Origin of the sequence: Psychromonas sp. CNPT3 (genome assembly GCF_000153405.2) — a bacterium.
Classification (GTDB): domain Bacteria; phylum Pseudomonadota; class Gammaproteobacteria; order Enterobacterales; family Psychromonadaceae; genus Psychromonas.
Genome location: NC_020802.1, coordinates 979,175 through 1,005,368 on the forward strand (window position 1 = coordinate 979,175; position 26,194 = coordinate 1,005,368).

At 39.3% G+C, this 26,194-nt stretch carries 24 protein-coding genes; 19 read left to right on the top strand and 5 right to left on the bottom strand.

Translation table 11 applies throughout. From position 1 onward, the window contains the following. Positions 1 to 46: 46 nt before the first annotated feature. The 3 genes from carA (at position 47) to PCNPT3_RS04330 (ending at position 5,243) form a co-directional block, all read left to right on the top strand. Positions 47 to 1,186: a glutamine-hydrolyzing carbamoyl-phosphate synthase small subunit gene (gene carA, locus PCNPT3_RS04320; protein WP_015464649.1), complete on the top strand. Its 1,140-nt coding sequence runs from the start codon at positions 47 to 49 to the stop codon at positions 1,184 to 1,186. Between the two features lie 27 nt (positions 1,187 to 1,213). Continuing rightward, positions 1,214 to 4,444 carry a carbamoyl-phosphate synthase large subunit gene (gene carB / locus PCNPT3_RS04325; protein ID WP_015464650.1) on the top strand — a complete coding sequence of 1,077 codons (3,231 nt, stop codon included), beginning with the start codon at positions 1,214 to 1,216 and terminating at the stop codon, positions 4,442 to 4,444. A 175-nt stretch (positions 4,445 to 4,619) separates the two neighbouring features. Further along, entirely contained in the window at positions 4,620 to 5,243 is a 624-nt protein-coding gene (locus tag PCNPT3_RS04330) for a LysE family transporter (RefSeq protein WP_015464651.1), read from the top strand. Positions 5,244 to 5,280: 37 nt separating this feature from the next. Here the strand turns inward: PCNPT3_RS04330 and yiaY are convergent, their stop codons facing one another. Continuing rightward, positions 5,281 to 6,429 (bottom strand): L-threonine dehydrogenase, encoded by a 1,149-nt coding sequence (gene yiaY / locus PCNPT3_RS04335; protein ID WP_015464652.1) that lies wholly within the window; start codon positions 6,427 to 6,429, stop codon positions 5,281 to 5,283. Between the two features lie 362 nt (positions 6,430 to 6,791). On the opposite strand from yiaY, the gene PCNPT3_RS04340 reads away from it, so the two are divergent. Beyond that, positions 6,792 to 7,235 (top strand): DUF411 domain-containing protein, encoded by a 444-nt coding sequence (locus tag PCNPT3_RS04340; protein WP_015464653.1) that lies wholly within the window; start codon positions 6,792 to 6,794, stop codon positions 7,233 to 7,235. 58 nt (positions 7,236 to 7,293) lie between these two features. Here PCNPT3_RS04340 and PCNPT3_RS04345 read toward each other — a convergent pair whose 3' ends face one another. Beyond that, positions 7,294 to 7,860 carry a DUF2062 domain-containing protein gene (locus tag PCNPT3_RS04345; protein ID WP_015464654.1) on the bottom strand — a complete coding sequence of 189 codons (567 nt, stop codon included), beginning with the start codon at positions 7,858 to 7,860 and terminating at the stop codon, positions 7,294 to 7,296. Positions 7,861 to 7,862: 2 nt separating this feature from the next. On the opposite strand from PCNPT3_RS04345, the gene PCNPT3_RS04350 reads away from it, so the two are divergent. From PCNPT3_RS04350 to PCNPT3_RS04410, 13 genes are all read left to right on the top strand, one after another. After that, positions 7,863 to 10,202: a DNA internalization-related competence protein ComEC/Rec2 gene (locus tag PCNPT3_RS04350; RefSeq protein ID WP_015464655.1), complete on the top strand. Its 2,340-nt coding sequence runs from the start codon at positions 7,863 to 7,865 to the stop codon at positions 10,200 to 10,202. Between the two features lie 21 nt (positions 10,203 to 10,223). Then, positions 10,224 to 11,975, top strand: coding sequence for a lipid A ABC transporter ATP-binding protein/permease MsbA (gene msbA / locus PCNPT3_RS04355; protein ID WP_015464656.1), 1,752 nt, complete (start codon positions 10,224 to 10,226; stop codon positions 11,973 to 11,975). Continuing rightward, a complete protein-coding gene (lpxK, locus tag PCNPT3_RS04360; RefSeq protein ID WP_015464657.1) occupies positions 11,975 to 12,937 on the top strand; it encodes a tetraacyldisaccharide 4'-kinase in 963 nt (320 codons plus the stop codon). Before msbA ends, lpxK begins: the two co-directional genes overlap by 1 nt. Continuing rightward, on the top strand, positions 12,934 to 13,116 hold the full coding sequence (locus PCNPT3_RS04365; protein ID WP_015464658.1) for a Trm112 family protein: 183 nt from the start codon (positions 12,934 to 12,936) through the stop codon (positions 13,114 to 13,116). The genes lpxK and PCNPT3_RS04365 overlap by 4 nt, the downstream gene beginning before the upstream one ends. Continuing rightward, positions 13,116 to 13,886, top strand: coding sequence for a 3-deoxy-manno-octulosonate cytidylyltransferase (gene kdsB, locus PCNPT3_RS04370; protein ID WP_015464659.1), 771 nt, complete (start codon positions 13,116 to 13,118; stop codon positions 13,884 to 13,886). Before PCNPT3_RS04365 ends, kdsB begins: the two co-directional genes overlap by 1 nt. Further along, positions 13,883 to 14,821: a hypothetical protein gene (locus PCNPT3_RS04375; protein ID WP_015464660.1), complete on the top strand. Its 939-nt coding sequence runs from the start codon at positions 13,883 to 13,885 to the stop codon at positions 14,819 to 14,821. Before kdsB ends, PCNPT3_RS04375 begins: the two co-directional genes overlap by 4 nt. Before the next feature lie 9 nt (positions 14,822 to 14,830). After that, positions 14,831 to 15,730 carry a DUF350 domain-containing protein gene (locus PCNPT3_RS04380; protein ID WP_015464661.1) on the top strand — a complete coding sequence of 300 codons (900 nt, stop codon included), beginning with the start codon at positions 14,831 to 14,833 and terminating at the stop codon, positions 15,728 to 15,730. Positions 15,731 to 15,795: 65 nt separating this feature from the next. Further along, positions 15,796 to 17,496, top strand: a complete 1,701-nt coding sequence (locus PCNPT3_RS04385) for a polyamine aminopropyltransferase (RefSeq protein ID WP_015464662.1) — start codon at positions 15,796 to 15,798, stop codon at positions 17,494 to 17,496. Between the two features lie 592 nt (positions 17,497 to 18,088). Next, positions 18,089 to 19,651: a SulP family inorganic anion transporter gene (locus tag PCNPT3_RS04390; RefSeq protein WP_015464663.1), complete on the top strand. Its 1,563-nt coding sequence runs from the start codon at positions 18,089 to 18,091 to the stop codon at positions 19,649 to 19,651. Between the two features lie 114 nt (positions 19,652 to 19,765). Then, a complete protein-coding gene (locus tag PCNPT3_RS04395; RefSeq protein WP_015464664.1) occupies positions 19,766 to 19,954 on the top strand; it encodes a hypothetical protein in 189 nt (62 codons plus the stop codon). A 119-nt stretch (positions 19,955 to 20,073) separates the two neighbouring features. Next, positions 20,074 to 21,036, top strand: coding sequence for a 6-phosphofructokinase (pfkA, locus tag PCNPT3_RS04400; protein ID WP_015464665.1), 963 nt, complete (start codon positions 20,074 to 20,076; stop codon positions 21,034 to 21,036). 71 nt (positions 21,037 to 21,107) lie between these two features. Then, positions 21,108 to 21,677, top strand: a complete 570-nt coding sequence (locus tag PCNPT3_RS04405) for a UPF0149 family protein (RefSeq protein WP_015464666.1) — start codon at positions 21,108 to 21,110, stop codon at positions 21,675 to 21,677. Then, the gene (locus tag PCNPT3_RS04410; RefSeq protein WP_015464667.1) at positions 21,670 to 22,365 is read left to right on the top strand and encodes a TIGR01621 family pseudouridine synthase; all 696 of its coding nucleotides are present in this window, start codon (positions 21,670 to 21,672) and stop codon (positions 22,363 to 22,365) included. The genes PCNPT3_RS04405 and PCNPT3_RS04410 overlap by 8 nt, the downstream gene beginning before the upstream one ends. Positions 22,366 to 22,569: 204 nt before the next feature. Here PCNPT3_RS04410 and xthA read toward each other — a convergent pair whose 3' ends face one another. The 3 genes from xthA to suhB all read right to left on the bottom strand — a co-directional run bounded on the left by xthA (position 22,570) and on the right by suhB (position 24,659). Continuing rightward, positions 22,570 to 23,379, bottom strand: coding sequence for an exodeoxyribonuclease III (gene xthA / locus PCNPT3_RS04415; protein ID WP_015464668.1), 810 nt, complete (start codon positions 23,377 to 23,379; stop codon positions 22,570 to 22,572). 68 nt (positions 23,380 to 23,447) lie between these two features. After that, positions 23,448 to 23,684, bottom strand: coding sequence for a TIGR02647 family protein (locus PCNPT3_RS04420; RefSeq protein ID WP_015464669.1), 237 nt, complete (start codon positions 23,682 to 23,684; stop codon positions 23,448 to 23,450). Between the two features lie 186 nt (positions 23,685 to 23,870). Beyond that, positions 23,871 to 24,659, bottom strand: a complete 789-nt coding sequence (suhB, locus tag PCNPT3_RS04425) for an inositol-1-monophosphatase (protein ID WP_015464670.1) — start codon at positions 24,657 to 24,659, stop codon at positions 23,871 to 23,873. Between the two features lie 178 nt (positions 24,660 to 24,837). Here suhB and trmJ point away from each other — a divergent pair, with 178 nt between their 5' ends. After that, the gene (gene trmJ / locus PCNPT3_RS04430; protein WP_015464671.1) at positions 24,838 to 25,584 is read left to right on the top strand and encodes a tRNA (cytosine(32)/uridine(32)-2'-O)-methyltransferase TrmJ; all 747 of its coding nucleotides are present in this window, start codon (positions 24,838 to 24,840) and stop codon (positions 25,582 to 25,584) included. Positions 25,585 to 25,705: 121 nt separating this feature from the next. Continuing rightward, a complete protein-coding gene (locus tag PCNPT3_RS04435; RefSeq protein WP_015464672.1) occupies positions 25,706 to 26,182 on the top strand; it encodes a Fe-S cluster assembly transcription factor in 477 nt (158 codons plus the stop codon). Positions 26,183 to 26,194: the final 12 nt, after the last annotated feature.

Genomic DNA, 26,194 nt, shown 5'->3' on the forward strand with positions numbered 1-26,194 from the left:
TTTTGATGTGAAATGAAAAGGTTTGAATAGTTTAAAGGAGGTTATCTTGAGTCATTCGGCTGTTTTGATATTAGAAGATGGAACTGTTTTTAAAGGCGTTGCAATTGGCGCTGAGGGTTACTGTGTTGGTGAAGTTGTTTTTAATACTTCGATGACAGGTTACCAAGAAATATTAACGGATCCTTCTTATTCCCGCCAAATAGTAACATTAACTTACCCCCATGTCGGTAACACCGGCATCAACGATGAAGATCAAGAATCAGAGGCAATTCACGCATGTGGACTCGTGATCAGAGATTTACCTTTACTGGTCAGTAATTTCCGCAGTCAAATGTGCTTAAGTACTTATCTTAAACAGCATAATATTGTTGCAATAGCGGAAATAGACACACGAAAACTCACTCGCTTATTAGCATTAAAAGGGGCTCTTTCGGGATGTATCGTGGCAGGAGATGATATTGACGTTGAGGCTGCATTAAAAAAAGCACAGCAGTTCCCTGGGCTTAAAGGTATGGATCTTGCGCAACATGTGAGCACCAAAGAGAGTTATCAATGGCGACAAGGTAGCTGGACATTAACCCAAGGTTTACCGGAAGATAGCACTGACAGTCTTTATCATGTGGTCGCTTTTGATTATGGCGTTAAGCGTAATATTTTACGTATGCTTGTTGATAGAGGTTGCTCTGTGACGGTAGTCCCCGCTAAAACATCCGCCAGTGCGGTTTTAGCTTTAGCCCCTGATGGCATATTTTTATCCAATGGACCGGGCGATCCTGCCCCGTGTGATTATGCGATAGATGCGATTTCTGAACTGTTAAAAACAAATATACCTATCTTTGGCATTTGTTTAGGGCATCAATTACTGGCGTTAGCCAGTGGCGCTAAAACCGTTAAGATGAAATTCGGACATCATGGTGCGAATCATCCGGTACAAGATTTAAAAACTAAAAAAGTAATGATCACCAGTCAAAATCATGGCTTTGCAGTCGATGAAAAAAGCTTACCAGATAATATGTGTGCCACGCATATTTCTTTGTTTGATGGATCGTTACAGGGAATAATGCGCACCGATAAACCTGCGTTTAGTTTCCAAGGACACCCCGAAGCAAGCCCCGGCCCTAATGATGCGGGCCCTTTATTTAATCATTTTATTACCTTGATCCAGCAATATAAAAAACAACAATAAAAAATTCAATAAAAGGTAAAAATAGCTATGCCAAAACGTAATGATTTAAAAAGTATTTTAATTATCGGAGCAGGGCCCATTATTATCGGCCAAGCTTGTGAGTTTGACTATTCGGGCGCGCAGGCGTGTAAAGCTTTAAAAGAAGAAGGTTACCGCGTTATTTTAGTTAACTCTAATCCGGCAACGATCATGACAGATCCTGAGCTTGCAGACGCGACATACATTGAGCCTATTCATTGGAAAGTGGTTGAAAAAATTATCGCCAAAGAGCGTCCTTGCGCTATTTTACCGACGATGGGCGGACAAACCGCCTTAAACTGCGCCTTAGAGTTAGAACAAAAAGGCGTATTAAAAAAATATAATGTAGAAATGATCGGGGCGACGGCAGATGCCATTGATAAAGCCGAAGATCGTAGCCGTTTTGATGCTGCCATGAAAAGCATTGGTTTAGAATGTCCACGCGCAGGTATTGCGCATAATATGCAAGAAGCGTACGGCGTTTTAGATATGGTCGGTTTTCCTTGTATTATCCGTCCTTCTTTTACTATGGGAGGCACCGGTGGCGGTATTGCTTATAATAAAGAAGAGTTTGAAGATATTTGTAGCAATGGATTATCGCTTTCACCCACCCATGAATTACTGATTGATGAGTCATTGATTGGCTGGAAAGAATACGAAATGGAAGTGGTACGCGATAGCAATGATAACTGTATTATTGTGTGCTGCATTGAAAATATCGATCCGATGGGGATCCATACGGGCGACTCTATTACGGTTGCACCGGCGCAAACATTAACCGATAAAGAATATCAAATAATGCGTAATGCCTCATTGGCCGTGTTACGTGAAATTGGTGTTGAAACCGGCGGGTCAAACGTACAGTTTGGTATTAATCCTGTCGATGGGCGCATGGTGTTAATTGAAATGAACCCTCGGGTCTCTCGTTCATCTGCTTTAGCGTCTAAGGCAACGGGGTTTCCGATTGCTAAAATTGCCGCTAAATTAGCCATTGGTTATACGCTTGATGAATTACAAAATGATATCACAGGCGGGAAAACGCCGGCCTCCTTTGAACCAACGATAGATTATGTCGTGACAAAAATACCGCGTTTTAATTTTGAAAAATTTGCCAATGCCAATGACCGTTTAAGTACGCAAATGAAATCGGTGGGAGAGGTGATGTCGATTGGACGTAACCTACAAGAGTCATTGCAAAAAGCATTGCGAGGCTTGGAAGTCGGGGCGGATGGTTTTACGCCGATTGTTGATTTAAACGATCCATGTGCACGCGAGAAAGTGACCTATGAACTGCGTGAAGCGGGTGGAGAACGTATTTGGTATATCGGGGATGCGTTTCGTTTAGGTATGAGTATTGATGATATTTATGCGTTAACAATGATTGATAAATGGTTCTTGGCACAAATTGAAGATTTAATTTTAGAAGAACAAAAAGTATTGGAAAAGGGTATAAAAGGGCTAGATAAAACCTACCTTAGAGCGTTAAAACGTAAGGGATTTGCAGACAGTCGTTTAGCCACCATTTTAGATGTTGCTGAAAGTGATATACGTAAATTAAGACATAATTTTAATTTACATCCTGTGTATAAACGCGTTGATACTTGTGCAGCTGAATTTTCATCGGATACGGCTTATATGTATTCAACTTATGATGAAGAATGCGAAGCAAAACCGACCCAAAATAAAAAAATAATGATCTTAGGCGGAGGACCAAATCGTATCGGTCAAGGTATCGAGTTTGATTATTGCTGCGTGCATGCAGCAATGGCGCTACGTGCGGATGGCTTTGAAACCATTATGGTCAATTGTAATCCAGAAACGGTCTCTACCGATTATGATATATCGGATCGTTTATATTTCGAGTCCATTACGTTAGAAGATGTGCTGGAGATTGTACGTATTGAAAAACCACAAGGTGTGATCGTGCAATACGGAGGACAAACACCGCTTAAACTTGCACGCGCACTTGAAGAGCAAGGCGTACCTATTATAGGCACTTCGCCTGATGCTATTGATTGCGCTGAAGATCGCGAGCGATTTCAAAAGATAGTACAAGGTTTAGGATTAAAGCAACCCGATAATGATACGGTACTTTCTTTAGATGGCGCGCTACTGGTTGCAAAACGCATCGGTTATCCGTTAGTCGTGCGACCTTCTTATGTATTAGGTGGCCGGGCGATGGAGATTGTTTATGATGATGTCGATTTAACGCGCTATTTCTCTGAGGTTGTGGATGCATCGAATACTTCTCCTATCTTATTAGATCGCTTTTTAGACGATGCGATTGAAGTCGATATTGATGCCATTTGTGATGGAACCGACGTTGTGATTGGTGGCATTATGGAGCATATCGAGCAAGCGGGCGTGCATTCAGGTGATTCAGCATGTTCATTACCTGCTCATACGCTAAGCCAAGAAATACAAGATGAGATGCGTGTTTATATTAAAGCGTTAGCATTAGAGCTTGGTGTTATTGGTTTAATGAATACGCAGCTTGCAGTCAAAGACAATGAAATCTACATGATTGAGGTGAATCCACGCGCGGCGCGCACCGTGCCTTTTGTGTCTAAAGCGACGGGCGTGCCGATTGCTAAAATCGCAGCCCGCGTGATGACAGGTAAGAGCTTGAAGTCGATGGGCATTTGTAAAGAGATCATCCCGCCGTATTACAGTGTAAAAGAAGTCGTTTTACCTTTTAATAAGTTTCCAGGATCAGATCCTATCTTAGGTCCTGAAATGCATTCAACGGGTGAGGTTATGGGCGTTGGGAAAACGTTCAGTGAGGCTTATGCCAAAGCGGAGTTAGGCTCTAAAAAAGCACTGCCACGTATTGGCCGAGCGCTATTGTCGGTGCGTAATAGTGATAAGAAAAAGGTGGCCGAAGTGGCAAGTAAACTGATTGCCTTAGGTTATTGTCTCGATGCAACACATGGCACCATGATCGTGCTGCAAGAGGCGGGCATAACGGCGCGCTTAGTCAATAAAGTGCATGAAGGGCGACCACATATTCTCGATCATATTAAAAATGGTGAATATACTTATCTGGTAAACACGACAGAAGGGCGTCTTGCGATTGAAGACTCTCGTCAGTTACGCCGCGCAGCGTTACGTTATCAGGTTGATTACACGACGACGCTAAAAGGGGCGATGGCAACGTGCCTAGCACATGATTACGATCCCACTGCTGAGTATGCAACGGTTATTTCAGTGCAACAACTGCATCAACAATTATCGCGTTAATTTTTAAATAAATGCGAGAAAAGCCTGTACTTGTGCAGGCTTTTTTATGCCTGCATTAACCCACTCGCGCACTTGTTTTTGTTGAAATTTTTTTTTTGATAGTGAAATCGATAATTTAAGGTATAGAATGGAAGGCAAATGAAAATTTACTGTGTTTTATATGAAGGGCGTTCTAATGACACTGAGTGTATGGTTAACTTTTTTAGTAGCAACCAGTTTGTTTAGTATGGTACCAGGGGCTGGGATGATATCCACGGTGAGTAATGCCCTTAATGGAGGCGTGCGCCGTGCTGCCATTAATTTAATTGGCTTACAGTTAGCGATTATTGTGCACTTGTCTGTTGTGGTTATCGGTCTTGGCGCTTTATTTTCCTCTTCACCCATTGCCTTTGATTTATTAAAATATATGGGGGCTGCATATTTAGGGTACTTAGGGATACAGCGATTTTTGACAGCGGTTACGGTACAAGATGAAATGCCATTAGCGAGCGCTAAAGTAAATTATTGGCAATTAATAAGAGAAGGTTTTTTTATTAATTTAATGAATCCTAAATCAGTTATTTTTTTAACGGCTTTTTTACCTTCTTTTTTAAATATGAATATGCCATTAAACACGCAGTATCTAATACTGGGTGTAACCGTGGTAGTGATGGATGTTGTGGTGATGTTAAATTATGCCTATTTAGCTAATATATGCCGTAAATATTTAATTAATGAACGATTTTTATTGATGCAAAATCGTGTGTTTGGTGTTCTTTTTATTTTAATGGGTATTTTTTTAGTCGCATTAAAGCATTAAAGACCACCTATAAGGTGGTCTTTCATTAATCTATTAATTACATCGCTTGACGGAATATTTCGATAATTTCTTCATTAGATGCTTGTACTGGGTTAGTAAAACCACATACGTCTTTTAATGCATTGCTACTGAGTACATCAAAGTCACTTTCTTGCACGCCAAGTTCGCTAAGACCCGTTGGGATATTAACATCTTTTGATAATTTTCTGATAGCCTGAAGCGCTGCTTCGGCGCCTTGCTGAGGGGATAGTTGACTCACATCAACCCCCATGGCTTGTGCCACATCTCTTAAACGCTCAGGTACAACACGGGCATTAAAGCTTTGTACATGTGGCAGTAATACTGCATTACAAACACCATGTGGCAGATCATAAAATCCACCTAACTGATGCGCCATGGCATGTACATAACCAAGTGATGCATTATTAAATGCCATACCCGCCATAAATTGTGCATACGCCATTTTCTCACGCGCTTCAATATTCTGGCCATCGTTGACCGCTGTACGTAAGTGTTTCTCTATCATTTCAATTGCTTTTATTGCTACGGCATCTGTTAATGGCGTTGCAATGGTTGATACATAAGCTTCGATTGCATGTGTTAACGCATCCATACCCGTAGCCGCCGTTAATGCAGCAGGTTTATTTACCATTAATTCAGGATCGTTTACAGAGATAAGTGGCGTAACATGTTTATCAACAATGGCCATTTTAATATGCGTTACTTCATCGGTAATAATACAAAAACGTGTTATTTCAGAAGCCGTTCCTGCTGTGGTATTAATTGAAATAAGAGGCAGTTGAGGTTTAGGCGATTTATCAAGACCTTCATAATCTGAAATTGTTCCTCCATTACTGGCAAGCAAAGCAATCCCTTTAGCGCAATCATGAGGAGAGCCACCACCGAGAGAGATCACAAAATCACAGTTATTTTCTTTAAGCATTTTCAAACCATCTTCAACATTTTTAATGGTTGGATTCGGGTTTGTGCCATCAAAAATAACCGTTTTCACATTTTTTTCAGTTAATAGGTCAGCAACTTTTTTTATCATACCTATTTTATTGAGGACTTTATCACTCACAATTAAGCCTTTTTTAAAGCCTTGTGCCTGAATAGTCGATACCGCTTCTTTTAAGCAACCTGCACCCATTAAATTGATACTTGGCATGAAAAATACTGAACTCATAAAGGTAATTCCTTGTTTATAGTAATAAATTTTAGATGACGAGTGTATGTGTGGCGGGGTTGAAATAACGTGATTTAGAGCATGCCACATAAAATACCGCTTTTTTTTTATGGTTACTCACAAAATGTGTGGTTTTTTTTGACTCTGCCCTAAGGGTAGGATGTATTGTTTTTTTGTTGGTTTTAGACTTACAAAAGTAAGGTGAAGGACATCACTGCGCGAGCGTGATTTATGTGTTTCATTATTTGTATGTGTAAAATAAACAGCGTAAATAGTGAGTAGTACGAGGCTTTAAATAATTAACTTTTGTATTAACACGTAAGTTTTACGCTTTACTTAAAAACAGATATAAAGGCTATTTTATGCAAAAATTAAAACGATTTATTCTCTCTTTCTCTTTTTTTAGTCTGGCAATGTCAAGCATGGCGGCGCAGAGCATAGAGATGCAAGTTTATAAATCCCCCCATTGTGGTTGTTGTAGTGCTTGGGTTACGAAAATGCAAGAGGCAGGGTTTAGTGTCACTGTGATAGATCAAAATAATAATAATAAACTACGTCAGCAAAAACATATCCCGAATCAATTAGCGTCGTGCCATACGGCTTTAGTAGAAGGCTATGCCATTGAAGGACATGTGCCGAGTGCAGATATTGCGCGTTTATTAAAAGAGAAACCAAGCATTGCAGGTTTAGCAGTGCCGGGAATGCCAGCCTCAGCGCCAGGTATGGATATACCTGGAGATACAACGCCTTATCAGGTGGTTGCCTTTAAAAAAGAGGGGGATATGTCTGTTTATAACCGTTATTAATGGAAGATGACTTTGCTTTTTTGCGTTTAAAGTAAACGGGCAAAGTCATTGGAATGTATTAAAGGTTTAAACGATTACGTTTTTTTCGTTTAGACCATTTTTTGACAATATTTAAGCGCCATAAAAGGCGCACTGTAATATAGCCCATTAACGCACAACTCGCGCCTAAGATTAAACAGCCCACAATTAATGCGGGGGCGATTGTGCCCAAGGCCGACAGTAACCATTCAAAAGACAGTGTAAAATGAAAGTCCATCACCGGTTGCTGTAAAATCATTGCCCCTAAACGATATGCGCCATAAAAAAGAGGGGGCATAGTGATGGGATTTGATAGCCAAACGAGAGCGACTGACAGTGGTAAATTAACTGAAAACATAATGGCTATTATGGCAGCGACAAGCATTTGAAAAGGGATGGGCATCCAAGCACAAAACAAACCAATGGCAACGGCGCCGGCAGCACTGCGACGGTTCAAAATCCACAAGTTTTGGTTGTGTAAGGTTTTACCTAAGTATTTTAGCTGAGGGTGTTTTTTTAGGGTCTCTGGCTCAGGGATAAAACGTTGAATTAATTTTTTGGACATATAATTAAGATCTGTTATCAATGAAATAGGAAATGTGATCATCCATGCGTCTTACTTTGTTGCTATTAATCACGGTGTTTATATCAACTATTTTTTGGCCTGAATTATTAAGCGGAGGCCATTTACTTTTTTGTGTGCTACTGACATTCATTTTTCTGAGCACTGCGCATCTGCGCGTGTTTGCACTTATCCCTTTCGCATTAATATATTTTAATATTTATGCGCTTCTAACATTAACAGGGCAACCCTTTATATTTACAGGTGGGCACCAAGGCGCTTTATCACAACGCTTAAACGATAAACAAGACCATAACATAGTTGTTCGTGTTAATTCACTAATTAGTCAGAAAAATCAAGGATATTTTCGGGCTACGTTACTTGAAATCGACGCTAAACCCCTGTCTTTTTCGCCTCAATTAGAAATGCGCTGGTATAAACCGACCTTAAAAATACAAGCTGGTGAAGTACACCGTTTTCAAGGGCGCCTTAAAACACTTAATAAGCGTTTAAACCCAGGGACATTTGATCGACAAAAATGGCAATATTCACATCATATTGCTTATCAATTTTCAATAAAAAAACATTTATCAGTACAATCAACAGATCTATCTTTACGTGGAAAACTATATCAAAGCATGCAGGGTTTGACGCAAGGTTATCGTTATCAAGGTGTTATTTTAGCGCTTTCCTTTGCAGATAAAAGTTTATTGAGTGTGATACAAAAAGAGCAAATAAGAGAATGGGGGGTAGCACATCTTTTTGTGATTTCAGGATTACATATCGGGTTATTGTTTAGTGCTGTCTTTTTTATGATGTCGCGTTTTCATGTGTTTTTACTCGGTTGGGCGCATTGGCATGTGGCAAGCGTACTGGCACTGAGCGTCGCTTGCTTTTATGCATATTTAGCGGGTTTTTCTTTGCCAACGCAGCGCGCTTTATTGTTACTCTTTTTAAGTGTTGGCATTTTATCAATGCGTCGACAGTGCTCTTTATTGGATATTGTGCCTTTATTGTTATGCATTTTATTGATAAACGATCCGCTTGCGGTATTGAGTATGAGTTTATGGTTATCTTATGGTGCTATCTGTATTATTTTTCTATTTTGTTGGCGTTTTCCTGCGTATTTTAAAAGGCCAAAAAAATCTGGTGTCTTGCGCCGGGTTGGGCATTACTTTAAATTGTTACTCGGCGTGCAGTTTGCCATCACAGCGTTAATGATCCCCTTACAAATACATTATTTTTCAGCGTTAAGTGTAGGAGGGATGCTGATGAATTTATTTGCGATCCCTGTTTTTTCATTGTGCGTGATCCCACTGATACTGCTAGCTTTGTTTTGTAGTTTAGGATCGATACCGGTTGCGACTGTCTTGATATCTGTCGTTGATACGTTATTGGGTTATTTCTTTTTTTTATTAGACAATCTGCCTGCCTACTATTTTTACTTTTCTGCACAGCAATCGGCAATGATTTTATCGCTGTTTACACTTTTTTTTGTTAGTTGGGTGATAACGTGGCACGGTGTTTACGCCCTCACTGCACGCTTTGTCGTTTGCAGTTTATTGATCTTGATGATCTCTGACTATCTGCAAAAAAAACAAGATGCACAAACGTGGTATGTCGAAGTTATTGATGTAGGACAAGGCTTATCGGTACTGATCCGCACCAGAGATCAACATCTACTTTATGATACTGGCGCACGTTATCGCTCGGGTTTTAGTATGGCTAAAAGCGAAGTTTTACCTTATTTACGCCATGTCGGAGTGACATCTTTAGCGTATCTCGTCATCAGTCACAGTGATAACGATCATGCGGGAGGGGCTGAGATAATTAATACGGCGCTACGCCCTAAAGTGATAAAATTAGGGGAGCCCTTACGAAAATTACACTTTATGCAGGCGCAATATTGTCAGGCAGGGCAACAGTGGCGATTAGGGCATTTAACGGTGAGTGTGTTATCGCCCTTTGAGCGCCTAAAAAATAGTAACAATAATTCGTGTGTGTTACGTATATCAGATGGAAAACGAGCTGTTTTACTCAGTGGTGATATTAATAAGAAACAAGAAGCGCTTATCGTACAACGCTTTGCATCGCAATTAAGTAGTCAGATATTAATTGCGCCCCATCATGGTAGTAAATCATCCTCGAGCTCACTTTGGATAGCGAATGTTGATCCAAAATGGGTGGTATTTAGTACAGGAACGATGAATCATTGGGGTTTTCCTGCTCAAGAGGTGAGCGATCGCTATACAAAACAGTCTGTTATTGTTGTTAATAGTGGCAAAAATGGATTTATTCGCTTTAAAATTAATCGACAGGGTATTAAGATGCAAACAATTAGAGAAGATCTTGCTGCTTATTGGTATCATCTTTCTTCTTTTCGATAATCAATTTCTCTTGGTGTGTGCATGGATAATAATTTAGACAGTGGTTGGCCCGTACTTAAACGTTTAATTGGGTACGTAAAAAGCTATAAGTTAGCACTCTTTGTCGCAATCATCGGCATGGTGGGTTATGCTGCGGTAGATACCGCGCTTATTTGGTCATTACAACCCTTATTAGATAATGGCTTCTCAGGGCGAGATCCGAGTATTTTAAAAATGATGCCCTATTTTGTGGTGATTGTGATCGCCTTTCGTGGCCTGTTTGCTTTTTTAAGCTCTTATTGCATGGCTTGGGTGGGTAATAATGTGGTCATGACATTACAACAACAATTATTTAGTCAGTTAATGGCGCTACCTATTAGCTTTTTTGATAAAACCAATACGGGTGATTTGATCTCTAAAATCACTTATGATGCCAATCAGGTGTCTAATGCAGCCAGTAATGCATTGGTTAAAATTTTCCGTGAAGGGGCTTTGTTGATAGGCCTTATTGTTATGATGTTCTATCAAAGTTGGCAATTGTCGTTAGTATTTTTTGTTATCGCCCCGATTGTCGGGATAGCTATCAGTATTGTGAGTAAACGCTTTAGAAAAATAGGCCGTGGCATACAAGATGCAATGGGGCTTATTACGACCTCGTCTGAGCAAATGCTCAAAGGTCATAAAGAAGTTTTGATGTTTGGTGGACAAAAAGTAGAAGCGAGTAAATTTGCAAAGGTGAGCAATTCTGTGCGTCAGCAAAATATGAAAATGGTGAGTGCTAATGCTATCAGTGTTCCTATTATTCAGACGATTGCTTCTTTTGCTTTAGCCTTCGTGCTTTTTCTTGCTACCTATCCTGAGATCATGGACTCGCTCTCTGCCGGTAAGTTTGTGGTGATCATCAGCGCCATGCTGGGATTGATGAAACCGATAAAAAATATTACACAAGTTAATAATGAAATTCAACGAGGCATATCTGCGAGTCGCAGTTTGTTTGCAATATTAGATACGTTAGCTGCTAAAGATGAAGGCACTAAAGTCTTGACGCGTGCTAAAGGCGATATTGAACTTAAGAATGTTATATTTACTTACCCAAGTGCGGAAAAACCTGCGTTAAAAGGAATTTCGTTTAAGCTTCAGGCGGGGCAGACCTTTGCCTTAGTTGGGCGATCTGGTTCGGGAAAATCGACCATAGCGAACTTACTGACACGATTTTATGATGTAAACAGTGGCCAAGTTTGTTTAGATGGTGAAAATATTGAAAATTATACCTTAGCGTCACTGCGCGATCAGGTCGCGGTAGTTTCACAAAGTGTGCATCTCTTTAATGACACCATTGCCAATAATATTGCCTATGCGGTTGCTGATAAATACAGTCGAGACGATATTATTAAGGCTGCGACGACGGCAAATGCAATGGAATTTATTAATGGTTTTACAGAGGGACTCGATACGGTGGTGGGTGAAAATGGCGCGTTGCTATCGGGCGGTCAACGTCAACGTATCGCAATTGCGCGCGCACTACTGCGTGATGCCCCTATTTTGATTTTAGATGAAGCCACCTCTGCACTCGATACTGAATCTGAGCGTCATATTCAAAGTGCATTAGAGGAATTACAAAAAAATAGAACCTCAATCGTGATAGCGCATCGCTTATCTACAATTGAAAAGGCAGATAAAATATTAGTGATTGATAATGGCGAAGTGGTTGAATCTGGAACCCATCAAGAATTACTTGATAAAAAAGCGATTTATCATTCACTTAATACTCTGCAATCATCGGGTGCACTGTAATGTATTTTTGGTACCGACCGGTAAAAGCGTGGATGTGGATTTTATATCCATTTTCAATATTATTGCGCGTGATCAGTGCCATTAGATGTCATTTATATAAAAAGAACATTCTAAAAAGCACAAAAATATCATTGCCTATTATCGTAGTTGGTAATATCTCGGTGGGCGGAAATGGCAAAACACCTTTTGTTATCTGGCTTTGTGAATTATTGCAAAAACAAGGTTATAAACCGGGTATTATTAGTCGGGGTTATGGCGGTAAAAGTGCGAATTACCCTCTGCTTCTTACGGATGCAACATTAGGCTCTGAATCTGGCGATGAGCCTTTGATGATTTTTAAACGCTTACGGGTGCCGATTGTCGTCGACCCCTCACGTGTACAAGCAGCCCTTCATTTACAACGCAATGCGGATGTGGATATTATTATCACCGATGATGGCCTGCAACATTATGCATTACAGCGTGATATAGAAATTGTTATTGTTGACGGGAAACGGCGATTTGGTAATCAGCATATCATGCCAGTGGGGCCCCTTCGAGAGCCTTTGTCACGTTTAAATTCGGTGGATTTTATTATTAATAATGGCGCTGAGCATGAGGGAGAGATCAGTATGTATCTTGCCCCTTTAGCATGTAAAGCGGTCGATGGACGTGAGGCGCAGTTACATCATCAAGGCGCTGTTAATGCGTGTGCTGGCATTGGTTATCCGCAACGTTTCTTTGATACGTTAGAGGCGCAAAACTTCCAATTAAATCAAGTACAGTATTTTAGTGATCATCATACTTACAAGCCAAAAGATTTTACTCAATTTGATAAGCAGACACCATTGCTGATGACCGAAAAAGATGCGGTGAAATGCGCTGCATTTGCACCAGAAAATTGGTGGTATTTACCGATATCTGCGCAGTTACCGGGATCCTTTGAAAAACAATTATTACAAAAAATTAAGGCGTTACAATGATAGATATAAAGTTATTAGATATTATCGCATGCCCTGTTTGTAAGGGAAAACTGTCGTTTAAAAAAGACAGTAATGAATTAATTTGCAAGTTTGATCATTTAGCATTTCCGGTTATTGATGGTATTGCTGCGTTATTACGCAGTAAAGCCCGTGTTATTACTTCGGATGAGGAGTTGTAATGTCTTTTATCGTGGTGATCCCGGCGCGTTATCATTCAACACGTTTACCGGCGAAACCGTTAGCCGATATTTTAGGTAAAACGATGGTTGTCCGTGTAGCGGAGCAAGCTTTAAAAAGTGGAGCAACACGCGTGATAGTGGCAACGGATGATACGCGTATCGCGCAGGCGTTAACGGGTATCGACAATGTTGAAGTCTGCATGACATCGGCTGATCACCAATCGGGTACGGATAGGCTCGCTGAAGTATGTGCGCAGTATCAGTTTGCTGATGAGGATATTATTGTTAATGTCCAAGGTGATGAACCCTTGATCCCGCCTGCCATTATTGAGCAGGTAGCCCATAATTTAAAAAACAACCCGAGTGCGAGCGTGGCGACATTAAGCGCCGCTATCGATGATCCAAGTGATGTCTTTAATCGTAATGTCGTGAAAGTAGTGGCAGATAAAACGGGGATGGCTCTGTACTTTAGCCGGGCAACGATCCCTTGGGATAGAGATAATTTTAGTTCGGATGAAAATAGCGCGGTGGATCCCGCCTTACAACGTCATATTGGGATCTATGCTTATCGAGTGGGTTTTTTGAAGCAATATGCGACGCTTAGCATATCGCCATTAGAAAGCTTAGAAAAACTTGAACAGTTACGCGTGCTATGGCATGGTTTTAAAATCCATGTTCAAGAAGCGAATGTTATCCCGCCTGCAGGCGTCGATACGCGTGAGGATTTACAACAAGTTATTGATTATTTGCGTCAGCAAGGGACACAATGAAAATTAAACTATTATTAATATTTTGCTTGGGCTTTATGCTAAGTGCTTGCACAGATGAGCGCCAAGAAATATTACTCAGTAATATTCAAAGTTCTGAATATTTATTGAAAGTGTTAGGCAGTGATTTAGATAATAACCATATTCGTAATGCAATTTTATTACGTGAATATGCAAAAATACTTTCCACTAAACGCCCAGAACTTAAGAGATTACTCACCCAGCTAAGTGCGGATGCCTCAACGCGAGGAACATTATATTCCGGATTAGTGCAACGTCTTAAAACATTAAAAGAACAACCTAATGCGATTGGCGATATTGAAGCGCAGTTATTTGAAAGTGAAAGCTTAATGGCTGCGACTGATCCTAATCTTTTTAATGATGCACTTTCAGATCCTATCAATGTAATTGCGGATATGTCAGAGGGGACTTTAGCGCGCGTTAATGCGGTTAGCCAAGCGCTTAGTTTACAAGCTAACGGGGCCGAAGATAATGGCGCGGGAAGTCAGCTTGTTGGTAACCCTGGATATGGGCAGTGGCAAAATAACAGCAGTGGCATGTCATTCTGGCATTGGTATGGAATGTACTCTATGTTCACGGCACTTTCGCCAAATCGAATTCGTTATGATCGTTGGTCGTCTCGTCGAGACTATAGTTATTATAATGACGTGGGTAGAGATCGTTATACCTCGCCAAGTAATGTTAAAAAACAAGATAATTTAGCGACCAAAACAAAAAAACAGTTTACGAGTAATGGGAACTTCAAAAGTCCTTATGCTAAATCAAGAATGGGGGCGAGTAGTATGTCTGCTTCTAGTCAAACAGCACAACGAGCAAGTTCTTTTTCGGGGAAATCAAGTTATTCGAAAAGCAAAGCTTCCAGTAGTTTTAGAAATAGTAATTCAACGACGTCACGTGGAACTAATCGTGGTAAATAAGGTTTAAATATGAATGAATTAATATCAACATTAGAGCACAGTGGCTCTTTAGCTACTTATTTATTGATAGATATGGCAGTAGCCATTATTTTATTAGCGGGTATGCGTTTTACGATGGGGCTGATAGGGCGTGTTGATACCAATGATGAGTTAGCGATAAAAGATAACTTTGCATATGGTATCAGTATGGCTGGTGGCGTTACTGCGATGGGTATTGCCCTGAGTGGCGCTATCACGGGTGAGCTTGCAGGCTCGTATACGATTGAATTTATCGGTATGTTTTCTTATGGTTTAATGGCGCTTATTTTGATCAAAGCGGGTCGTTATATTCATGATAAATTTGCGTTACCAGACTTAGATAAAGAAGCTTTGATTTTAAACCGTAATATTTCAGTTTCCATCGTGGATGCCGCGTCTGTTATTGCGACCGCGATTGTGGTGCGTGCTTCTTTGATTTGGGTTGATGGTTTAGATATCAATACCTTTATTGCGATTATAATGGCCTGGATAGTGTCACAAATCATGCTTATATTGATCACGAGAATTTTTGAATGGCAGTTTAGTCGTCATAACGGTATTACTTTTCAAGCTACGCTTGAAGGTGGGCAAGTGGCTTTAGCTATTCGTTATGCGGGTTATCTTATTTCTACCGCCATGTCGGTGACTGCTGCCAGTTATTTTATTGAATTTAATATGTACAACTTGTGGGACGGCATTATTCAGTGGACAGTCATGAGTGTTATTTTAATGATAAGCTTAACGCTACTTACAACTGTCGCAAAATTCATCGTTCTTTGGGGTATTAACCGCCGCGTTGAAGTTGAAGATCAAGAAAATATTGGTATTGCTATCATTGAACTCGCAACCTCTTTTGCGATTGCATTATTGTTAATGTCGTTAATGAGTTAAGTTGTTTCCATAAAAATAAAAAAAGGCGATCCTAATTGGTCGCCTTTTTTGTGCAGAGAATATAGATGCTTAATAGTAAAAAAATAAAATTATTAATTGATGATAGTTTACTTATTTTGATCATGGCGACCTTGGCCTGTTGTGGGCTGATTTATGAATATCTTTTATCACATTACTCTGCACGGATTTTGGGTAGTGTAGAAACGGTGATCTATGCGATCATCGGTATTATGATTGTGTCGATGGGCCTTGGGGCTTTTGCTGCTAAAAGAGTAAAAGATGCTTTTCAAGGCTTTGTGATCTTAGAGTTATTAGTGGCTTTTATCGGCTGTAGTGCGACCTTATTTATCGCCTCTATTATTGGTTTCACACAAACATTACCACAATTAATCGCCAATACTTATCAGATACCAATGGATGTTTTACCTCGAGGGGGCTGGCTCTCTCGCCTTACTTGGCTTAGCACGCAACTCCCTTATATCTTTGCGTTTATTTTAGGCTTTTTTATTGGGATGGAAATTCCTTTAATTGCGCGTATTCGAGAGCGTATTTATGGGCAACATTTAGCGCATAATGCAGGGACCATTTATGGAGCCGATTATATTGGGGCTGGTGTAGGGGCTGCAATTTGGGTGGTGTTTATGCTTAAAATTGAGATAAGCCAAGCGGCTGCTCTAACGGCGAGTTTAAACTTAGTTGCGGGATTTATCTTTTTAGTACGTTTTAGACGTTATTTGAAACATGTCAGGTGTATTTTACTGGGGCATTTTAGCTTGTTATTGCTTGTTATCGCTGTTTTTGAATTTGGTGGGGGATGGCAAAAGCAGATGCAAGATATGTTATATCTCGATAAAGTGGTATATCAAACACAAACACCTTATCAAAACTTAGTGTTTACGGAGCGTAAACTCGGTGGAAATTTAGATCCAATATATAACTTCTATATTAATGGGCGTTTACAATTTTCGAGTTTAGATGAAAAGATTTATCATGAATTTTTAGTGCATCCTGCGATGCAAGCTTCTAATTTGCATGATAATATTTTAATCATTGGTGGCGGAGATGGACTCGCGTTACGTGAAGTTTTAAAATGGCAGCCTAAAAGTGTCACCCTTATTGATTTAGACCCGAATCTTGTTGCTTTATTTAAGTATCCTGAAGATAAATTACCGCCTTATTTGGCCCGTGAAATTAAAATGTTAACTCAAAATAGTTTTAGCGATCCTCGGGTAAGCGTGCATCATGAAGATGCGTTTATTGGAATAGACCGGTTACTACAAGAAAAACAAGTATTTGATACTATCATTGTGGATCTTCCCGATCCGAGTCATCCTGACTTAAATAAATTATACAGTGTGAACTTCTATTATCGTTTAAACCATTTACTCAACGCAGATGGTGTGATGGTGGTGCAATCAACCTCTCCTTTTCATGCTAAAAATGCGTTTGTGTCCATTGCTAAAACGGTTAAAAAAGCACATTTTAAATTTGTAGAGCAGTACCATGAAAATATACCTTCTTTTGGTGAGTGGGGCTGGACGATAGCGACTAAGCAAGCGAAACCTGTGAGTAGTCGCTTACAAAATTTAGATAAAATAAAGGTGCCGACCACTTGGCTAACGCCGGATTTATTACAAAGCTCTTTTGTTTTTAATAAAGATTATTATAAAAACACGGAAAAAGTTAAAGTTAATTATTTAGGCTCTAATCAGCTTTATTTTTACCATCAAACGGCTTGGGAGCGTGAAACAGAGTTTTCTGATTAAGTAAAAAATAAAACATTTTATGTTGTCGCGCCATGACCGGGTCAGATAGATAAATACTGGGCCATGGCGCGAATAAAATACCCTACCAGCCATTTTATTCTTATATCCCAATATCCCTTCAATATGTAACTTCAGCAAGCCAGACTAGGCTTAACTTCTTGGCATAAAATGGAATGCTAGGAGTTCTATGTTTCTGGTTTATAACAACACATTAACAATAAAGCTAAGTTAAAGTTGCATTGACCTTTTGGGCTGCTGCATAAAAGGCTGCTTAGAGCCGCTCCCATAAAAAAGGGACAAGGGCGACATGTGAACGGTTACGATCAGAACGTGAGAAAGCAGAGGAGATAACATGGGTATATACTTAAAATATGGCGAGAAATTGGAGAAATTTTGATTAATTATTTATGTAACATAGCCAGTGTAAGCTTCAATTAAATATTAGCATAGACAACTTTAGCTTTTGTATTAGTTGATAAATGTGCGATATTGATAGGCTGAAGGGGCTTAAATTAATAAATATATTAATGATTAACAAATTCGGCTATAATTTGCGCCCAATAAATTAAGTGCCTAAAAGGAATTATAACTCGTGTTTGAATTTCCAAAATTCAGTAAAAATAGTGTTAAAAATGATGTTCTTTCCGGAATGACAGTCGCATTAGCGTTGGTGCCAGAAGCGGTTGCTTTTGCTTTTGTTGCCGGTGTTGATCCTATGGTAGGCTTATATGCAGCCTTCATGGTTGGTTTGGTTACCGCTATATTCGGTGGTCGTCCAGGGATGATTTCGGGCGCAACGGGTGCGATGGCAGTGGTCATGGTATCGCTTGTTGCAGAGCATGGCGTTCAATATCTTTTTGCAGCCGTTATTGTTGCGGGTGTGTTACAGGTTTTCTTCGGTATTTGTCGTTTCGGTAAATTCATTCGTATGGTGCCCCATTCCGTTATGATTGGTTTTGTTAATGGGCTTGCCATCGTTATTTTCTTAGCGCAATTAGGTCAATTTAAAATTAAAAATGCAATGGGCGAATTAGAGTGGCTTCAAGGTGAAGCGCTTTATATTATGTTGGGTTTGGTGCTGTTAACCATGGCTATCATTTATTTATTACCTAAATTAACGACAGCAGTACCCTCAACGCTGGTTGCAATTACGGTCGTGACATTACTTGTTTATTTCGTTCCAGCCTTTGACACGCGCACCGTGGTTGACTTTTTACGCGCAATGACGGGTGATGAAAATGCAACGATAGCGGGGAACTTACCTACCTTTGCTATACCTGCCGTCCCATTTTCTTTAGAAACACTCTATATTATCTTACCTTATTCATGCATTTTAGCTGCTGTCGGCTTAATTGAATCATTATTAACACTGACAGTGGTTGATGAAATGACAGGTACTCGTGGGCGCGCTAATAAAGAGTGTATCGCACAAGGTGCATCGAATATGCTAAATGGTGTGTTTGGTGGTATGGGTGGTTGCGCAATGATTGGCCAATCCATGATCAATATAAATTCAGGTGGACGTGGCCGTTTATCTGGAATAACGGCAGCTCTTGTATTACTTGCGTTTATCTTATTCGCTTCTGCATTAATTGAAATGGTACCTTTAGCTGCGTTAGTTGGTGTTATGTTCATTGTTGTACTGGGTACCTTTGAGTGGGCGTCTTTTAAAATGATGCGTAATGTCCCGAAAAAAGATGCGTTTGTGATTGTATTGGTGAGCGCTGTCACCGTCTTTACTGATTTAGCAATAGCTGTCTTTATCGGCGTAATTGTATCTGCGTTGGTATTCGCTTGGGAGCATGCGCGTCATATCCATGCTGTCGAAACTAAAAATGCAGAAGGCACAGAAAAAGTCTATTCAATAACGGGACCTTTATTCTTTGGGTCGACAAGTAATTTCTTAGATTTATTTGATATACAAAATGATCCTCGCCATATCGTCGTTGATTTTGCACAGTCGCATGTTTATGATCACTCGGCCATTGAAGCTATCAGTGTGTTAACAGATCGCTATACACGCGAAGGTAAAAAAGTACATATACGCCATCTAAGTAAAGATTGCCGTAAATTGTTGCATAAAGCGGGTGTGTTGGTAGAAATCAATATTATTGAAGATCCTTCTTATAAAGTAGCATCGGATACATTGGCATAAAATATTGATGCGCACCAATATGGTGGGCATCATGGTTAATAAAAAAGAACGCATAGGATTTATAACCGTTAGCATTAAAGTGCAAAATTGAGAACGTCGTAAGGTAAAGTCTTTGTGTCAGAAAGTGCAGAGTTATCAAAGCTTGATGACTCAAATAATAGCCTTACGACAAATAAAGCACTTTTGATGATAAAAAGTAAAAAAGGAACAGGAACTTTCTTTGCAAGTTTAATAGAAATTGCGGAAGAACAAAGTATTGGTTTTTTGAGTGTAATATTCTTAGATAAAGTATTTAAGGGCTGAGCTTAAGAGTCAATACATTAAAGTACAAAAAGAGCGCTGACACAAAAAAATATAATAAAGGTCAGCGAATAAGAAATTTAATAATATATATCCATTCCTTTTATTGGTTGAGGTAAAAAATGATTAAGAAAATTGGTATTCTAACAAGCGGTGGCGATGCGCCAGGAATGAATCCTGCTATTCGAGCAGTGGTACGTACTTGCTTAACGAACGGCATTGAAGTTTATGGTATTTATGATGGTTATGCCGGATTACATGCAAATAAAATTGAAAAATTAGAGCGTCACAGTGTATCTGATATTATCAACCGTGGTGGTACCTTCTTAGGTAGTGCACGTTTCCCTGAATTTAAAAACATTGAAGTGCGCACTAAAGCATTGAAAAACCTTGAAAAACACGGAATAGATGCCTTAGTTGTTATCGGTGGTGATGGCTCTTATATGGGCGCTAAAAAAATCAGTGAAATGGGTTTCCCTTGTATCGCACTACCTGGCACGATTGATAATGATATCGCGGGTACGGATTACACCATTGGTTTTATGACTTGTTTAAATACTATTATGGATGCGGTAGATAGACTGCGTGATACATCATCATCGCATAATCGTATTTCTATTGTTGAGATCATGGGCCGATATTGTGGTGATTTAACACTTTGGGCTGCGATTGCCGGTGGTAGTGAATATGTTATCGTCCCTGAAAAAGGCTTTGATGAAAATGAGCTTTTAGAGCAAATTGCACATGGTGAAGCAAAAGGTAAAAAACATGCGATCATCGCGATCACTGAGCATATTACCGATGTTGATAAATTAGCTAAACGTATTGAAGCTAAAACAGGCCGTGAAACACGTGCAACTATCTTAGGTCATATTCAACGTGGTGGATCTCCGACTGCATTTGATCGTATTTTAGCAAGTCGTATGGGTGCATTTTCGGTTGAGTTATTACTACAAGGCGAAAGCGCACGTTGTATCGGCATTCAAAATGGCGAAATGGTACATCATGATATCATTGAGTGTTTAGAAGATATGAAACGCCCATTCCGTCAAGATTTATTTGATTTATCACATTCACTTTTCTAAAAAATAATATTAGAAAAGATAATAAAACCTGCCGTTGGTAGGTTTTTTTTTATCTAAAAGAGAGGATTGCGATGCACACTCAATATCAAAAACTACAACAGCTTTATCGGCATGAAGAGATCCAATCACTTTGTGTCGATAAAGATTTTATGTTTGCCTTTATTATTGCGATGGCATCGAGCAAAGATGAAATAGAGTTGCAACAATGGATCAACATGCTGCGTAAAGATCAGTGCGATCCTGTTTTTTCAACGACCGAGTTGGCAACGCAGTTTGCACAGGTCATACTGGCTATTTTTTCCTGTGCGCAAGGCTGTTTTCAAAACAATACGCCATTAGCTTTAAATAGTGAGTGTTGGCTTGATGATAAACAGCAATTAAGGCCGATAGCCAGTGCGTTTGCCTTAGGGTATATAGATGCTTTAGAATTTATTAATACGCTTTGTGATGACGCCACTACGAACGAAACGACGGCAAACTTACAACAAACGTGTTTTTTACTTTTAAGCAAACTTGCATACCCAGACACTCTCGACGTAGCACTGCGTACTTTATTTTTAGATTTACCCGAATATGATGAAATATTGCGCTGTTTACCGACGTTATTAACAACTTATGGTTTCCAATGTCATTATGAATAATTTTAATTTGTATTTCTCTTTAGTATATGAAAATGAAGAATTTATTGTGATCAACAAAAAAGAAAATATTAACTTTCACAGTGAAGATGGTGAATTTGGTGTTGTTGTCGCAGCTGAAAAAGCATTAAATATAAAACTCTATAGCGTGCATCGTCTCGATAAAATGACCTCGGGTTTATTACTGCTTGCAAAATCATCACACATAGCAGCCCATTTATCTGCCTTATTTAAAGCGCACCAAGTGCAAAAATATTATATTGCTATCACAGATAAAAAGCCTAAAAAGAAGCAAGGGTTGATCCAGGGTGGGATGCAAAAATCGCGTCGGTCGATGTGGAAGCTAACAAAAACCAAAGAAAATTTGGCGATCACTCAGTTTTTTAGTTTCACGCTGGGTGCCGGTAAACGTTTATTTATCATTAAGCCGAAAACGGGAAAAACCCACCAAATACGTGTTGCATTAAAAAGCATCGGCAGTGCGATATGTGGTGACCCATTGTATGGCGAAAAAACAAAGCAGTACGACCGAGGTTATCTACATGCCTATCAACTTGAATTTACATTATTAGATAAAAAGTATGAGTTTCAGGTATTGCCCTGTAGTGGTGAATTATTTAAAGAGGGGGCTTGTGTTGAATTATTAACCCAACATAAGAGCATGGCATCTTTATGTTGGCCAAAATGCTAGCCCCGTTATGCATTATCAGGACTAGCGAGCATTTAAGTGGACTTATACCAAAGGAACTAAAAAGGTTACCCGTCTTGCTTGTTGAAATTATCCCACCCAGCGTTGTGAGTTTTGAAGTGAGAACAACTATCTCCTACAACTCACGCCTTGCTAGTGTTAATTTTTCCTGCGCAAGACATGGAAGCTATATTAATTCCTTTGGTATTAGTCTGCAAATTCAGTCCAAATAGGCGCATGATCAGAGGGCTTTTCAATGCCACGTAATTCGTAATCAATACCACTGTTCAGGGTGTTATCTGCGATCTTTTGCGTGGCAAGAATGACATCAATACGCAGACCTCGATTATCATCAAAACCACGAGATCGATAATCAAACCAGCTATATTGGTCACTGACTTCTGGGTGTAACAAGCGGAAGGTATCGGTAAATCCAAAATCCATTAGTTTTTTTAGCCATTGACGCTCTTCGGGTTGAAAACTACATTTTTTAGTTTTTAGCCAGCGCTTTGCATTAATCTCTCCAATGCCAATATCTAAATCAAGCGGAGAGATATTAATGTCTCCCATTATAATTACATTATCTTCGGCGCAATGATGACTTTCAAGGTAGGTATTGAGATCTTTATAAAATTGACGTTTATAAGGATATTTTATTTCATGAGTTTGGCTTTCTCCTTGCGGGAAATAACCATTTAATATTGTTGTTTTTTCACCGTTAGCATCTTCAAAAGTAACCATGATCATGCGTTTTTGATGCTCATCATCGTCAGTAGGAAAACCATATTGTACTGAAACAGGCTCTTTTTTACATAACATAGCCACGCCATAATGTGCTTTTTGACCATGGTAATAAACGTGATATCCCATTTTTTCAACGGCTTCAAGCGGAAACATATCATTATGTACTTTGATTTCTTGTAAGCCGATAACATCAGGTTGATGTTTATCGATAATGGCTTGTAGTTGATGTAGACGCGCACGAAGCCCGTTAATGTTGAAGGAGATAACTTTCATAAAAAGCCTTAATTGGAAATAAAATAATTAAGGCTGAATGTAACTTGCTGGCTTTAATAACTCAAGGATTAACTTAATGTTGAAAGGATACGTTGTAAATGATCGGCACTTTCAATGCCACTGTCGGTTAAGTAACCGCCATCATTTTGAGAGATAAGACCTTTTTCAAAGAGCGATTTAGCTGCTTTAATAACATTAGCATCTGCATCTTGATGGATTTTAATGCCTTTTAATTGCGATTGTGTTGGGAATTTTGCGAGTAATTTCATCTCTTCAAATAGAGCATCAGAGTAATCTTTAATCATGCTATCTCACTTATAATAATCAGAGGAGCCTTCATCATAATTATTTATATTAGGATTGCAACTTAATCGGTGAGCAAGGGGAGTTAGATCAACATTATCTATAGAAATCAAAAAGCCACGTGATCAAACGTGGCTTTTTATACACAAAATATTGTGACTAAATAGCTTGTGTGTAGTTAGAAAAATTTAGATATGATGCTTGCGGATCACATTTAACATTTCTCTTAATAGTTTTGGATTCGCCGCCACTACATTGCCTGATTTCATGTGATCATTGCCACCGTTAAAATCAGTCATCATTGCGCCAGACTCTTTCAATAATAATTCGCCAGCTGCAATATCCCAAGGTTTTAAACCAAATTCCCAGAAACCGTCCATACGACCTGCTGCAACATATGCAAGATCAAGCGCTGGGCTACCACTACGGCGCATATCAGCCACAGTCATAAAGAAGTCTTTAAAGATTTCAAGGTATGTTTCAGTGTGGTGTTTTTGTTTAAACGGGAAACCAGTTGCAATAAGAGTACCGTTAAGTTTATTAACGAGGCTTGTACGTGTGCGGTAACCATTAATTTGTGAGCTTTGACCTTTTACTGCCGAGAATAATTCATTACGGATAGGATCAAATACAACAGCGACTTCGGTGCGACCTTTTACTTTTAATGCGATAGAGACGCAAAAGTGAGGGATACCGTGAATAAAGTTTGTTGTGCCATCTAATGGGTCAATAATCCATTGGTGATCTTTATCTTTACCTTCAAGAGCACCTGATTCTTCACAGATAAAACTATGATCGGGATAAGCTTTTTGTAATGTACCAATTATTGCAATTTCGGCTTCTTTATCAACACTACTGACATAGTCATTTAACGATTTTTCTTCAACTTCGACGGCTTCTAGATTTTCATAGCCTTTTACGATTACTTTACCTGCATTGCGGGCAGCACGGATCGCAATATTTAACATTGGATGCATTGGGGATCACCATTAGATTAGATTTTAAAAGAACGTGAAGGACTAACCTTCGGCGCAAAATTATACACAGATCATCTCATTGTGCAAATTTTTATCGCATCAGATCTATTTTTTTTGTGTTGTGAACTCTGTTAAACTGTACTTATTATTTTATTAATTCATATAGCAAGGAATATTCATGTTAGATAACGTACGCATCATCCTTATTGGAACCTCGCATCCTGGTAATATTGGCAGTGCAGCACGCGCGATGAAAACAATGGGTTTATCTAATTTGGTGTTAGTTGCACCTGAATGTGAGGTAGATGGAAAATCAATAGCGCTTTCTGCAGGTGCCAGTGACGTATTAAAAAATCATCAACGTTTTGCAACGCTCGAAGAAGCGATTGCCGATTGTGGTTTAGTTATCGGTGCGAGTGCGCGTCCACGCACGTTAGATTGGCCGATGTTAGATCCGAGAGAAATGGGTGAAAAAGCGGTTATTGAAGGGGCTAAGTATCCCGTTGCAATCGTATTTGGTCGTGAAAACAGTGGCCTAACTAATGATGAATTACATAAATGCCATTTCCATGTATTTATCCCTGCGAACCCTGAATACAGTTCACTTAATCTTGCTATGGCAGTGCAGACATTATCTTATGAAATTCGCATGTCCTTTTTGGCCAGCCACGCGAAGGTTGAGTTAGAAGAAGAATACCCTTTATCTGAAGAATTAGAGGGAATGTTTAATCATCTACAAGAAACACTAGAAGATACACGCTTTATAGTACCGGCTCATCCGGGTTTGGTAATGACAAAGTTACGTCGTTTCTTTAACCGCGCCCGTCCTGAAGTTGTCGAATTACGCATGTGGCGTGGCGTTTTTAGCAGTATTCAAAAATCATTGATCAGCGCCCGAAAGGAAGATCCGAGCCAAGAAAAATAAAACCTATTCTGAATGTGGTTTTTTAGTTGACTAATTTAGTAGGGTATTTATAATTCATATATAAGATCCGTTAAATGGAAGGTAATACAGTTACTTTCTCAACTTAATATAAGTGAAGTATATGAAATTAACCTCAAAAGGCCGTTATGCGGTTACTGCAATGTTAGATGTTGCACTTAAAGAGCATAATGGACCTGTACCGCTTGCAGATATCTCTATGCGCCAAGGAATATCGCTTTCGTATTTAGAACAATTGTTTTCTAAATTACGAAAAAACGAACTAGTATGTAGTGTGCGCGGACCTGGTGGCGGTTATAAACTTGGCAAATTACGCAGTGAAATTTCAGTCGCAATGATTATTGCGGCGGTTAATGAATCGGTCGACGTGCGTAAATGTAGCGGTAAAGAAGGTTGCCAAGAGCATGGTGTTAAATGTTTAACACATTCACTTTGGGAACAGTTAAGTCTGCGCATTAGTACTTTTTTAGATGGTATTACGTTAGAAGAGCTAATGAGTTCAGAGCATGTGAAACTTGTTTCTGATATTCAAAATAACAAATATAAAGAGACTGCGAAGTTACAACTAAGACAGTATTAGTTTGTATTTATG

What these genes read in the sequence shown, in the direction of transcription:
- xthA (WP_015464668.1), bottom strand. Translation starts at nt 23,379, where the DNA reads ATGAAAGTTATCTCCTTCAACATTAACGGGCTTCGTGCGCGTCTACAT.
- PCNPT3_RS04350 (WP_015464655.1), top strand. Translation starts at nt 7,863, where the DNA reads ATGCGTCTTACTTTGTTGCTATTAATCACGGTGTTTATATCAACTATT.
- yiaY (WP_015464652.1), bottom strand. Translation starts at nt 6,429, where the DNA reads ATGAGTTCAGTATTTTTCATGCCAAGTATCAATTTAATGGGTGCAGGT.
- PCNPT3_RS04330 (WP_015464651.1), top strand. Translation starts at nt 4,620, where the DNA reads ATGACACTGAGTGTATGGTTAACTTTTTTAGTAGCAACCAGTTTGTTT.
- pfkA (WP_015464665.1), top strand. Translation starts at nt 20,074, where the DNA reads ATGATTAAGAAAATTGGTATTCTAACAAGCGGTGGCGATGCGCCAGGA.
- PCNPT3_RS04380 (WP_015464661.1), top strand. Translation starts at nt 14,831, where the DNA reads ATGAATGAATTAATATCAACATTAGAGCACAGTGGCTCTTTAGCTACT.
- PCNPT3_RS04410 (WP_015464667.1), top strand. Translation starts at nt 21,670, where the DNA reads ATGAATAATTTTAATTTGTATTTCTCTTTAGTATATGAAAATGAAGAA.
- PCNPT3_RS04420 (WP_015464669.1), bottom strand. Translation starts at nt 23,684, where the DNA reads ATGATTAAAGATTACTCTGATGCTCTATTTGAAGAGATGAAATTACTC.
- suhB (WP_015464670.1), bottom strand. Translation starts at nt 24,659, where the DNA reads ATGCATCCAATGTTAAATATTGCGATCCGTGCTGCCCGCAATGCAGGT.
- PCNPT3_RS04365 (WP_015464658.1), top strand. Translation starts at nt 12,934, where the DNA reads ATGATAGATATAAAGTTATTAGATATTATCGCATGCCCTGTTTGTAAG.
- trmJ (WP_015464671.1), top strand. Translation starts at nt 24,838, where the DNA reads ATGTTAGATAACGTACGCATCATCCTTATTGGAACCTCGCATCCTGGT.
- PCNPT3_RS04435 (WP_015464672.1), top strand. Translation starts at nt 25,706, where the DNA reads ATGAAATTAACCTCAAAAGGCCGTTATGCGGTTACTGCAATGTTAGAT.
- lpxK (WP_015464657.1), top strand. Translation starts at nt 11,975, where the DNA reads ATGTATTTTTGGTACCGACCGGTAAAAGCGTGGATGTGGATTTTATAT.
- PCNPT3_RS04345 (WP_015464654.1), bottom strand. Translation starts at nt 7,860, where the DNA reads ATGATCACATTTCCTATTTCATTGATAACAGATCTTAATTATATGTCC.
- kdsB (WP_015464659.1), top strand. Translation starts at nt 13,116, where the DNA reads ATGTCTTTTATCGTGGTGATCCCGGCGCGTTATCATTCAACACGTTTA.
- msbA (WP_015464656.1), top strand. Translation starts at nt 10,224, where the DNA reads ATGGATAATAATTTAGACAGTGGTTGGCCCGTACTTAAACGTTTAATT.
- PCNPT3_RS04340 (WP_015464653.1), top strand. Translation starts at nt 6,792, where the DNA reads ATGCAAAAATTAAAACGATTTATTCTCTCTTTCTCTTTTTTTAGTCTG.
- PCNPT3_RS04385 (WP_015464662.1), top strand. Translation starts at nt 15,796, where the DNA reads ATGCTTAATAGTAAAAAAATAAAATTATTAATTGATGATAGTTTACTT.
- PCNPT3_RS04405 (WP_015464666.1), top strand. Translation starts at nt 21,108, where the DNA reads ATGCACACTCAATATCAAAAACTACAACAGCTTTATCGGCATGAAGAG.
- carB (WP_015464650.1), top strand. Translation starts at nt 1,214, where the DNA reads ATGCCAAAACGTAATGATTTAAAAAGTATTTTAATTATCGGAGCAGGG.
- PCNPT3_RS04375 (WP_015464660.1), top strand. Translation starts at nt 13,883, where the DNA reads ATGAAAATTAAACTATTATTAATATTTTGCTTGGGCTTTATGCTAAGT.